Here is a 9,771-nt window from a genome sequence, read left to right on the forward strand (position 1 = left end):
GGTCGACCTGGAGGCGCATGGACTACCTTTTCTCTCTCCTACTTGTAGTGCACATCCTGGCGGCTTTGGGGGTGATCGGCCTGGTTCTCGTTCAGCATGGCAAAGGAGCCGACATGGGGGCTGCTTTCGGCAGCGGAGCCTCGGGCAGCCTGTTCGGTGCCACTGGCTCGGCCAACTTTCTCAGCCGGACGACGGCAGTCCTGGCGACCGTCTTCTTCGTCACCAGCCTGTCCTTGGCTTATCTCGCATCAAGCAAGCCAAAAACGTCTGGCAGCGTGATGCAGGATGCGGTAAAATCGGCACCCGTTCCAGTGGCGCCGGAAGCCGGCACCGAGAAGAGTGCGCTACCCGCGGATGCTGATTCGAAGGCGAAGGAAATTCCCAAGTAATTGGGTATGGCGGCGGTGTGGCAAGTGCAGTTCCCCTCGGTTTGATGTCCTCGCTGCCTGTAGTAGTGCCGACGTGGTGAAATTGGTATACACGCTATCTTGAGGGGGTAGTGACTTCGGTCGTATGAGTTCGAGTCTCATCGTCGGCACCAGAAGAAGCCATCCGTGGCGGATGGCTGGGGATTGAACTGAAGGGCTTGTGGGGCGGATCATGCTGGAAAGCTATTTCCCTGTATTTGTCTTCATACTGATCGGTATTGCCTTCGGCTTTGCGCCGGTCATCGCTGGCATGATCGTCGCCCCACACCGACCGGACAGCGAAAAGCTCTCGCCTTACGAATGCGGCTTCGAGGCATTCGAAGATGCGCGCATGAAGTTCGACGTGCGCTACTACCTGATCGCGATCATCTTCATTCTGTTTGACCTGGAGGTGGCATTCCTCCTGCCGTGGGCGACGATCTTCAAGGAGATCGTCAGTACCGAGTCGGTGCGCTGGTTCGGCTTCGTCGAGATGCTGGTCTTCATCGCCATCCTGGTCGTCGGTTACGTGTACGCCTGGGCCAAAGGCGCTCTGGATTGGGAGTGAGGAATCATGGGCATCGAGGGCATCCTGCAAGAAGGCTTTGTGACCACGACGGCGGACAAGCTGATCAACTACGTCCGTACGGGTTCGCTCTGGCCGATGACCTTCGGCCTCGCCTGCTGCGCCATCGAGATGATTCACGCCGGTTGTTCGCGCTACGACCTTGACCGGTTCGGCATCGTCTTTCGGCCCAGTCCGCGCCAGTCCGATGTCATGGTGGTGGCGGGTACGCTGACCAACAAGATGGCGCCGGCAATGCGCAAGGTCTACGATCAGATGGCCGAGCCGCGCTGGGTGATTTCGATGGGCTCGTGCGCCAATGGGGGCGGCTACTACCATTACTCGTATTCGGTCGTGCGCGGTTGTGACCGCATCGTTCCGGTCGACATTTACGTGCCGGGTTGCCCGCCAACGGCCGAGGCGTTGATTTATGGTCTGATCCAGTTGCAGAACAAGATTCGTCGAACGAGCACGATCGCCCGTTAGTCTTCCCCCACACCCCCCAACCAACCACGAGTGTGACTCATGTCCGCCACGCTGGAAGCGCTAAGCAACACGCTGAACACGCATCTTGGTGATCGAGTCAAGTCCCTTGAGGTGGCCTTCGGTGAGGTCACCCTCGAGGTGGATGCGGCCGATTATCTCCCTGTAATGATGTCGCTGCGCGACGAACCCGCCCTGGCATTCGAGGAATTGATCGATCTGTGTGGCATCGATTACTCGACCTACGGCCACGCGCCGCGCGTCGGCCGACGTTTTGCGGCGGTCGTGCACCTCCTTTCGGTCAGCCGGAACTGGCGTTTGCGTGTGCGCGCCTTCGCGCCGGACGACGATTTCCCGTCACTGCCTTCGGTGACTGGGATCTGGAACTGCGCTGACTGGTTTGAACGCGAGGCTTTCGACCTTTACGGCATCGTCTTCCCGGGACACGCCGACCTGCGGCGCATTCTTACCGATTACGGTTTCATTGGCCACCCCTTCCGCAAGGATTTCCCCCTTTCGGGTTATGTCGAAATGCGCTATGACCCGGATCAGCAACGCGTGATCTACGAGCCGGTGACCATCGAGCCGCGCGAGGTGACGCCGCGGATCGTTCGTGAGGCGACTTACGGGAACACCGACAATGCCTGAACTGCGCAACTTTACCCTGAACTTCGGGCCGCAACACCCGGCGGCACACGGCGTGCTGCGCATGGTGCTCGAACTCGACGGTGAGGTCGTCATGCGGGCTGACCCGCACATCGGCTTGCTGCATCGGGCGACCGAGAAACTCGCCGAGAACAAGACCTGGATTCAATCGGTGCCGTACATGGACCGGCTTGACTACATGTCGATGATGTGCAACGAGCACGCCTATTGCATGGCGATCGAACGTCTGCTGCAGATCGAAGTACCGATTCGTGCCCAGTACATTCGCGTGATGTTCGATGAGGTTACGCGCATTCTCAATCACCTGCTCTGGGTCGGGTGCCACGGCCTCGATGTCGGCGCGATGACCATGGTGCTCTACGCGTTCCGCGAGCGCGAAGATCTGGTCGATTGCTACGAAGCGGTGTCCGGTGCGCGGATGCACGCGGCTTACTACCGCCCGGGCGGCGTATACCGTGACCTGCCCGACAGCATGCCGCAGTATCGCGAGTCGAAATGGCGCAGCGCGACGCAGGTCAAGGCGCTCAACGAGGTGCGCAGCGGCTCGTTGCTCGACTTCCTGGAAGATTTTGTGAGCCGCTTCCCGAAACTGCTCGACGAGTACGAGACGCTGCTCACCGACAACAGAATCTGGAAGCAACGCTTGGTTGACGTCGGTGTCGTCTCGCCCGAGCGTGCGCTGCAGCGTGGTTTCACCGGGCCGATGTTGCGTGGCTCAGGGATCGCCTGGGATCTGCGCAAAAAGCAGCCGTACGAGGTGTACGATCGGGTCGACTTCGACATTCCGGTGGGTGTGAACGGCGACTCGTACGATCGTTACCTCGTTCGCATGGAGGAAATGCGCCAGGCCAATCGCATCGTCAAGCAGTGTATCGAATGGCTGCGCCAGAACCCGGGCCCGGTCATCACCGACAACCACAAGGTTGCTCCGCCGAGCCGCGAAGCGATGAAGTCGAACATGGAAGAACTGATTCACCACTTCAAGCTGTGCACCGAGGGAATCCATGTTCCGGCAGGAGAGGTGTATTCGGCGGTCGAGCATCCGAAAGGCGAGTTCGGCATCTATCTGGTTTCCGACGGGGCAAACAAGCCGTATCGGTTGAAGATCCGCGCGCCGGGGTATGTTCACCTGTCGGCCATGGACGAAATGGTCTGTGGCCACATGCTGGCCGACGTAGTGACCATCATTGGATCGCAGGACGTTGTTTTTGGCGAGATTGACCGCTGATGTTGAGTTCACAATCGATCGCGAGAATTGATCGCGAAATAGCCAAGTACCCGGCTGATCAGAAGCAGTCGGCGGTGATGGCGGCGCTCGCCATCGCCCAGGAAGAGCTGGGCTGGTTGCCCGGCGAGGCGATCGAGTTCGTCGCCCGCCATCTCGCAATGCCACCGATAGCCGCTTTTGAGGTGGCGACCTTCTACAACATGTACGACCTCAAGCCGGTCGGCAAGTACAAGATCTCGGTCTGCACCAACCTGCCGTGCATGCTCAGCGGGGGAGTCGATGCCGGTGAATATCTGAAGCAGAAACTCGGGATTGGCTACAACGAAACGACTGCCGACGGTCTGATCACGCTGAAGGAAGGCGAGTGCATGGGGGCCTGTGGCGATGCGCCGGTGATGATCGTCAACAACCGCCGGATGTGTAGCTGGATGGACCCGGAGCAGATCGACAAACTGTTGGCGGAGCTCAAGTAATGGCAATCCTTGGGGCAATCAACCCGATGCTCAGCGTCGGTTTGGACGGCGACAACGCGTGGCGCCTGGCCGATTACGTCAAACGGGGAGGCTATTCCGCGCTACGCCGTGTGCTCGAGGGCAAGCTGCCGCAGGAACAGGTGATCAACGAGGTCAAGAAGTCGGTGTTGCGTGGGCGTGGTGGCGCGGGCTTCCCGACCGGCCTGAAGTGGAGCTTCATGCCGCGCTCGTTCCCCGGCGACAAGTATGTCGTATGCAATTCCGACGAAGGTGAGCCGGGGACTTTCAAGGACCGCGACATCCTGCGTTACAACCCGCATTCGGTCATCGAGGGCATGGTGATCGCGGGCTACGCAATGGGTGCCGGGCGCGGCTACAACTACATTCACGGCGAGATTTGGGAGATCTACGAGCGCTTCGAGGAGGCACTCGCCGAGGCGCGAGAAGCGGGTTTTCTGGGCGCGAACATTCTCGGCTCGGGGTTCAATTTCGAACTTTTTGCGCACCATGGCTATGGCGCGTACATCTGCGGCGAAGAGACGGCGCTGCTCGAATCGATCGAAGGAAAGAAGGGGCAGCCGCGTTTCAAGCCTCCTTTCCCGGCATCGTTCGGTCTCTACGGCAAGCCGACGACGATCAACAACACCGAGACTTTTGCCTCCGTTCCCTACATCATCAACCTGGGCGGCGAGGCCTATCTCGAAGCCGGCAAGGCGAACAACGGCGGAACCAAGCTCTTTTCGGTGTCCGGTCATGTCAATCGACCGGGCAACTACGAGGTTCCGCTCGGCACACCTTTCGCGACCCTGCTCGAAATGGCCGGCGGCATGCGCCACGGGCGCAAGCTGAAAGCCTGCATTCCCGGTGGATCGTCGGCCCCGGTCGTGCCGGCGGCGGCGATGATGGAATGCGCGATGGACTACGATTCGATCAGCAAAGCCGGCTCGATGCTCGGTTCTGGCGCGGTGATCGTGATGGATGAGACAACGTGCATGGTCAAGGCGCTTGAGCGCCTTTCCTTCTTCTACTACGAGGAATCCTGCGGGCAGTGCACGCCTTGTCGCGAAGGAACGAGTTGGTTGTACAAGGTGGTGTACCGCATCGAGCATGGCCAAGGACGGTCGGACGACCTTGATCTGTTGTCCAGCGTGACCAGCAACATCATGGGGCGGACGATCTGCGCACTGGGTGACGCCGCGTCAATGCCGGTACAGAGCTTCATCAAGCATTTTCGCGACGAGTTCGCGTACCACATCGAACACAGGAAGTGCCTCGTGCCCGTTGAGCTGCAGCGCGCCGGCAGTGGCTTCTTCAAGGCTAGCGTTTAGGGTACGACACGATGGACATCGAAATTGACGGCAAGCTGGCGCACGTGCCGGATGGCGGCACGATCATGGATGCCGCGCAACAGGTGGGCGCCTACATCCCGCACTTCTGTTACCACAAGAAGCTGTCGATCGCCGCCAACTGCCGCATGTGCCTGGTCCAGGTCGAAAAAGCCCCGAAGCCGCTGCCCGCTTGCGCTACACCGGTAACCAACGGCATGAAGGTCTTCACACATTCCGATCTTGCCGTCAAGGCACAGAAGGGTGTGATGGAGTTCCTCCTGATCAACCACCCGCTCGACTGTCCGATCTGCGACCAGGGCGGCGAGTGTCAGTTGCAGGATCTGGCGGTAGGTTATGGCGGCGGTGCGTCACGCTACCAGGAAAGCAAGCGTGTGGTCATGCACAAGGATGTCGGTCCGCTGATCTCGATGCAGGAGATGACGCGTTGCATCCACTGTACTCGCTGCGTGCGTTTTGGCCAGGAAATCGCCGGGGTCATGGAACTGGGTATGGCGAACCGCAACATGCACTCGGAAATTGTCACCTTTGTCGGTCGCTCGGTCGATTCCGAGTTGTCCGGCAACATGATCGACCTCTGCCCGGTCGGCGCGCTCACCTCCAAGCCTTTTCGTTATTCGGCGCGCAGCTGGGAGCTGGCGCGCCGTCGTTCGATCAGCCCGCACGATAGCCTGGGTGCCAACCTGACGTTGCACATCAAGAACAACGTCGTCATGCGCGCCCTGCCGCGCGAAAACGAGGACGTCAACGAGTGCTGGATCTCCGACAAGGACCGTTTCTCCTACGAAGCGCTGAACTCCCCGGCGCGCCTGGGCAAGCCGCTGATCCGCATCGACGGGGCGCTGCGCGAGGTTGAGTGGAACGTTGCCCTGGACTATGTCGCGCACGCCTTGCGCGATATCGCCAGAGAGCACGGCGGCGAGTCGGTTGCTGCTCTGGGTTCGCCGCACGCGACGCTGGAAGAACTGTTCCTGCTCCAGAAGCTCATGCGCGGCCTGGGTTCAGGCAGTGTCGATTTTCGTCCGCGGCGGCGCGATTTCTCAACCGACGGCAAGCGCCTCGGGGTGCCCTGGCTCGGCCTCAAGCTGGCCGAAATCTCCCAGCTCGACGCGGCGCTGGTCGTCGGCAGCTTCCTGCGCAAGGACCATCCCCTGTTCGCGCAACGTCTTCGCCAGTTGGCGAGGAAGTGGGGCAAGGTCAGCCTCGTCTCGGTCAGCGCCGACGATCCCTTGCTCCCGTTGCATGCGCAGATGGCCGTTTCCCCGGCGGACTTGCCGGCGGCGCTGGCGGCTGTGGTAAAAGCTGCGGCTGAGCAGCAAGGCAAGCCGGTGCCGGCGGGCGTGCAATCGGTGACCACATGCGCGGCCAGTCAGGCCATTGCGCGAAGCCTGATCGAAGGGGAAAAAAGCGCGATCTTTCTCGGCAATGCTGCCGAGCAGAGTCCCTACGCCGCGCAGTTGCACGCCCTGGCCAACGCTTTGGCCGGTTTGACCGGGGCAAGTTGCGGCTTCATCGGTGAAGCGGCGAACAGCGTTGGCGGCCACTTGGCGCAAGCAGTGCCGACCTCGCTGAACGCGCGCGAGATGTTCGCGCAGCCGCGCAAGGCGTATGTCCTGCTTGGCGTCGAACCCGAGCTCGACTGCTACGACCCGCAACTGGCGACTACCGCTCTGCGCTCGGCTGACTTTGTCGTCGTTCTCAGCGCGTTTGGTGACGGCGCAGTGCGCGAGCACGCCGACGCGCTGCTGCCGATCGCGGCATTCAGCGAGACCTCCGGTACATTCGTCAACGCCGAGGGGCGAATCCAGAGCTTCAGCGGCGCGTTACGCCCATTTGGTGACGCCCGTCCCGGCTGGAAGGTGCTGCGTGTGCTCGGCAACCTGCTTGAGCAGCCCGGCTTTGCCTACGAAACGAGCGAGCAGGTGCGTGCCGACATCACGCCGCTCGCCGAAGGCTTCGTTGCCGGACTGGATAACGGCTTGCGCGAGGTAGCACTCTCGCTGCCGGCAAAACCTGGCGGTCTGCAGCGTATTGCCGACGTGCCTATTCATTTTGCCGACGCGCTCGTTCGGCGCGCGCCGGCCTTGCAGAAGACACGCGACGCGGCAGCACCGGCGGCTCGTCTGTGCGCTGCCACGCTGGCCAGGCTAGGGCTGAGCGAAGGCGCCACGGTACGGGTCAAACAGGCTGGTGGCGAAGCGCTGTTGGCGCTCGTCGCCGACGCTACGGTGCCTCCCGACTGCATCCGTGTCGCTGCTGGCCACGCGTCGACCGCGACGCTGGGCGAGATGTTCGGTGCGATCAACGTGGAGCGAGCATGATGGTGGAAGCGCTGCAGGCAATGTTGCAAGGCTTGTTTGGGCCGGTTTTCCCGCTCGTCTGGACGGTGCTCAAGATCGTCCTGATCATTGCTCCCCTCCTGCTCGGCGTCGCCTATCTTACTTTCGTCGAGCGCAAGGTCATCGGCTGGATGCAGGTGCGTATTGGCCCGAACCGTGTTGGTCCCTGGGGTCTGATCCAGCCGATTGCTGACGGCCTGAAGCTGCTGCTCAAGGAGGTGGTGATTCCCACCGGAGCGGACAAGAGCGTTTTCCTTCTGGCCCCGATGTTCGCCTTCGCGCCGGCTCTTGCCGCCTGGGCCGTGATTCCGTTTACCGACCATCTCGTCCTCGCTGATGTCGATGCCAGCCTGCTCTACATCATGTCGGTGACCTCGATCGGCGTGTACGGGATCATTCTTTCCGGCTGGGCGTCGAACTCCAAGTATGCCTTTCTCGGCAGCATGCGCTCGGCGGCGCAAATGATTTCATATGAAGTCGCAATGGGCTTGGCGCTGGTCGTCGTCCTCATGGTATCGAACAGCCTCAACCTGGGCGACATCGTGCAGGGACAGGGCAAAGGCTACTTTGCTGAAAAAGGGATTGGTTTCCTTTCCTGGAACTGGCTGCCGCTACTCCCGATGTTCGTCGTTTACCTGGTTGCCATCGTGGCCGAGACCAACCGGGCGCCTTTCGACTTGGCCGAAGGCGAGTCGGAGATCGTTGGTTTCCACGTTGAGTATTCTGGCATGGCCTTTGCGGTCTTCTTCCTGGCCGAATACGCCAACATGATCCTGGTCTCGACGCTGACCTCGATCCTCTTTCTGGGCGGTTGGCTGTCGCCGGTCGGTTTCCTGCCAGATGGCATTTTCTGGCTGTTCGTGAAGATTTCCGCCGTCCTGTTCATCTTCCTTTGGGTGCGCGCCACTTACCCGCGCTACCGCTACGATCAGATCATGCGCCTGGGCTGGAAAGTCTTCATTCCGCTCTGTCTGATCTGGCTGGTCGTCGTCGGGTGCTGGATGATGTCGCCTTTGAACATTTGGCAGTGAGAGGCCAGTCATGGGTTCGATGAAGGAGATTTTCAACAGCCTGCTGCTCAGGGAGCTGTTCAAGGGCTTGTCGGTTACCGGGCGCTACATGTTCGCGCGCAAGATCACCGTGCAATATCCCGAGGAAAAGACCCCGCAGAGCTTCCGCTTTCGTGGCCTGCACGCCTTGCGGCGCTATCCGAATGGCGAAGAGCGCTGCATTGCCTGCAAGCTTTGTGAAGCGGTCTGTCCCGCGATGGCCATTACCATCGAGTCCGACCAGCGAGACGACGGTTCGCGCCGCACGACGCGCTACGACATCGACTTGACCAAGTGCATCTTCTGCGGCTTCTGCGAGGAGGCATGCCCGGTTGACGCGATCGTCGAGACCAGGATCTATGAGTACCACGGCGAAGTGCGTGGAGACCTCTACTATACAAAGGCGATGCTGTTGGCGAATGGCGATCGGTACGAAACCCAGATTGCCGCCGACCGCGCGCTCGATTCGAAGTACCGCTGACGGGGCGCCACGATGGAATTCCGAACCTTCGTTTTCTTTTTTCTGTCAGCCGTGCTCTTGCTGGCGGCGTTGCGCGTCATCACTGCGCGCAACCCGGTACATGCCGCCCTCTACCTCGTCCTCGCCTTTTTCTCGGCGAGCGGTATCTGGATGCTGCTGCAGGCGGAGTTCCTCGCCATGGCGCTGATCCTGGTCTATGTCGGTGCGGTGATGGTCCTGTTCCTGTTCGTCGTGATGATGCTCGACATCAATCTGGATCGTTTGCGTGAGGGTTTCTGGAGCTATCTCCCGCTGGGGTCGATCATTGCGCTGCTGATGGTCGCCGAAATGGCTCTCGTTCTTGGCGGTCGGCACCTTGGTTTGCTGGAGAGCAGTGTGCGACAGGCGACCGCTGAGGACAGCAACGTGCAGGCGGTCGGACGCCTGCTGTTCACCGATTACGTCTATCCCTTCGAATTGGCATCGGTCATCCTGCTGGTCGGGATCGTCGCCGCCGTCGCCCTGACTCAGCGCGAGAAGCGGAAGAACAAGGCGGTAAGTCCGGGGCAGCAGGTTTTCGTCAAGGCGAAGGATCGCGTGCGCGTTCTCTCGATGCCGGCCGAAAAGCGCGACACTTAGGCGATCACAGCAAAACACAGGTACAAGACCGGGCGGCCGTACTGTGTCGCCCGAAGCAAAAGGAATCAGGGAGGCACCTTGCTCACACTGTCCCATTTTCTGATCCTGGGCGCGAT

General features: G+C 60.7%; 11 protein-coding genes and 1 tRNA gene. All 12 read left to right on the plus strand.

From position 1 onward, the window contains the following. Window positions 1–17: 17 nt before the first annotated feature. The 12 genes from secG to RKP46_RS01145 all read left to right on the plus strand — a co-directional run bounded on the left by secG (window position 18) and on the right by RKP46_RS01145 (window position 9,655). Window positions 18–389: a preprotein translocase subunit SecG gene (gene secG, locus RKP46_RS01090; protein WP_311104930.1), complete on the plus strand. Its 372-nt coding sequence runs from the start codon at window positions 18–20 to the stop codon at window positions 387–389. A gap of 67 nt (window positions 390–456) precedes the next feature. After that, window positions 457–541, plus strand: a tRNA-Leu gene (locus RKP46_RS01095). A gap of 59 nt (window positions 542–600) precedes the next feature. Then, window positions 601–975 (plus strand): NADH-quinone oxidoreductase subunit A, encoded by a 375-nt coding sequence (ndhC, locus tag RKP46_RS01100; RefSeq protein WP_311104922.1) that lies wholly within the window; start codon window positions 601–603, stop codon window positions 973–975. A gap of 6 nt (window positions 976–981) precedes the next feature. Then, the gene (locus tag RKP46_RS01105; RefSeq protein WP_300332544.1) at window positions 982–1,458 is read left to right on the plus strand and encodes an NADH-quinone oxidoreductase subunit B family protein; all 477 of its coding nucleotides are present in this window, start codon (window positions 982–984) and stop codon (window positions 1,456–1,458) included. Window positions 1,459–1,497: 39 nt separating this feature from the next. Continuing rightward, window positions 1,498–2,103: an NADH-quinone oxidoreductase subunit C gene (locus RKP46_RS01110; RefSeq protein WP_311104923.1), complete on the plus strand. Its 606-nt coding sequence runs from the start codon at window positions 1,498–1,500 to the stop codon at window positions 2,101–2,103. Continuing rightward, entirely contained in the window at window positions 2,096–3,349 is a 1,254-nt protein-coding gene (locus tag RKP46_RS01115) for an NADH-quinone oxidoreductase subunit D (protein WP_311104924.1), read from the plus strand. The genes RKP46_RS01110 and RKP46_RS01115 overlap by 8 nt, the downstream gene beginning before the upstream one ends. After that, window positions 3,349–3,822, plus strand: a complete 474-nt coding sequence (nuoE, locus tag RKP46_RS01120; RefSeq protein ID WP_311104925.1) for an NADH-quinone oxidoreductase subunit NuoE — start codon at window positions 3,349–3,351, stop codon at window positions 3,820–3,822. The genes RKP46_RS01115 and nuoE overlap by 1 nt, the downstream gene beginning before the upstream one ends. Window positions 3,823–3,848: 26 nt before the next feature. Beyond that, on the plus strand, window positions 3,849–5,150 hold the full coding sequence (gene nuoF, locus RKP46_RS01125; RefSeq protein ID WP_311104931.1) for an NADH-quinone oxidoreductase subunit NuoF: 1,302 nt from the start codon (window positions 3,849–3,851) through the stop codon (window positions 5,148–5,150). Between the two features lie 11 nt (window positions 5,151–5,161). Further along, window positions 5,162–7,489: an NADH-quinone oxidoreductase subunit NuoG gene (gene nuoG / locus RKP46_RS01130; protein ID WP_311104926.1), complete on the plus strand. Its 2,328-nt coding sequence runs from the start codon at window positions 5,162–5,164 to the stop codon at window positions 7,487–7,489. Continuing rightward, window positions 7,486–8,538 (plus strand): NADH-quinone oxidoreductase subunit NuoH, encoded by a 1,053-nt coding sequence (gene nuoH / locus RKP46_RS01135; protein WP_311104927.1) that lies wholly within the window; start codon window positions 7,486–7,488, stop codon window positions 8,536–8,538. Before nuoG ends, nuoH begins: the two co-directional genes overlap by 4 nt. A gap of 10 nt (window positions 8,539–8,548) precedes the next feature. Then, the gene (gene nuoI / locus RKP46_RS01140) at window positions 8,549–9,037 is read left to right on the plus strand and encodes an NADH-quinone oxidoreductase subunit NuoI (protein ID WP_311104928.1); all 489 of its coding nucleotides are present in this window, start codon (window positions 8,549–8,551) and stop codon (window positions 9,035–9,037) included. Between the two features lie 12 nt (window positions 9,038–9,049). Further along, a complete protein-coding gene (locus tag RKP46_RS01145; protein ID WP_311104929.1) occupies window positions 9,050–9,655 on the plus strand; it encodes an NADH-quinone oxidoreductase subunit J in 606 nt (201 codons plus the stop codon). The last annotated feature ends 116 nt before the right edge of the window (window positions 9,656–9,771 follow it).

The sequence above is a fragment of the Accumulibacter sp. genome (genome assembly GCF_031732815.1).
GTDB lineage: Bacteria > Pseudomonadota > Gammaproteobacteria > Burkholderiales > Rhodocyclaceae > Accumulibacter.

What these genes read in the sequence shown, in the direction of transcription:
- secG (WP_311104930.1), top strand. Translation starts at nt 18, where the DNA reads ATGGACTACCTTTTCTCTCTCCTACTTGTAGTGCACATCCTGGCGGCT.
- ndhC (WP_311104922.1), top strand. Translation starts at nt 601, where the DNA reads ATGCTGGAAAGCTATTTCCCTGTATTTGTCTTCATACTGATCGGTATT.
- RKP46_RS01105 (WP_300332544.1), top strand. Translation starts at nt 982, where the DNA reads ATGGGCATCGAGGGCATCCTGCAAGAAGGCTTTGTGACCACGACGGCG.
- RKP46_RS01110 (WP_311104923.1), top strand. Translation starts at nt 1,498, where the DNA reads ATGTCCGCCACGCTGGAAGCGCTAAGCAACACGCTGAACACGCATCTT.
- RKP46_RS01115 (WP_311104924.1), top strand. Translation starts at nt 2,096, where the DNA reads ATGCCTGAACTGCGCAACTTTACCCTGAACTTCGGGCCGCAACACCCG.
- nuoE (WP_311104925.1), top strand. Translation starts at nt 3,349, where the DNA reads ATGTTGAGTTCACAATCGATCGCGAGAATTGATCGCGAAATAGCCAAG.
- nuoF (WP_311104931.1), top strand. Translation starts at nt 3,849, where the DNA reads ATGCTCAGCGTCGGTTTGGACGGCGACAACGCGTGGCGCCTGGCCGAT.
- nuoG (WP_311104926.1), top strand. Translation starts at nt 5,162, where the DNA reads ATGGACATCGAAATTGACGGCAAGCTGGCGCACGTGCCGGATGGCGGC.
- nuoH (WP_311104927.1), top strand. Translation starts at nt 7,486, where the DNA reads ATGATGGTGGAAGCGCTGCAGGCAATGTTGCAAGGCTTGTTTGGGCCG.
- nuoI (WP_311104928.1), top strand. Translation starts at nt 8,549, where the DNA reads ATGGGTTCGATGAAGGAGATTTTCAACAGCCTGCTGCTCAGGGAGCTG.
- RKP46_RS01145 (WP_311104929.1), top strand. Translation starts at nt 9,050, where the DNA reads ATGGAATTCCGAACCTTCGTTTTCTTTTTTCTGTCAGCCGTGCTCTTG.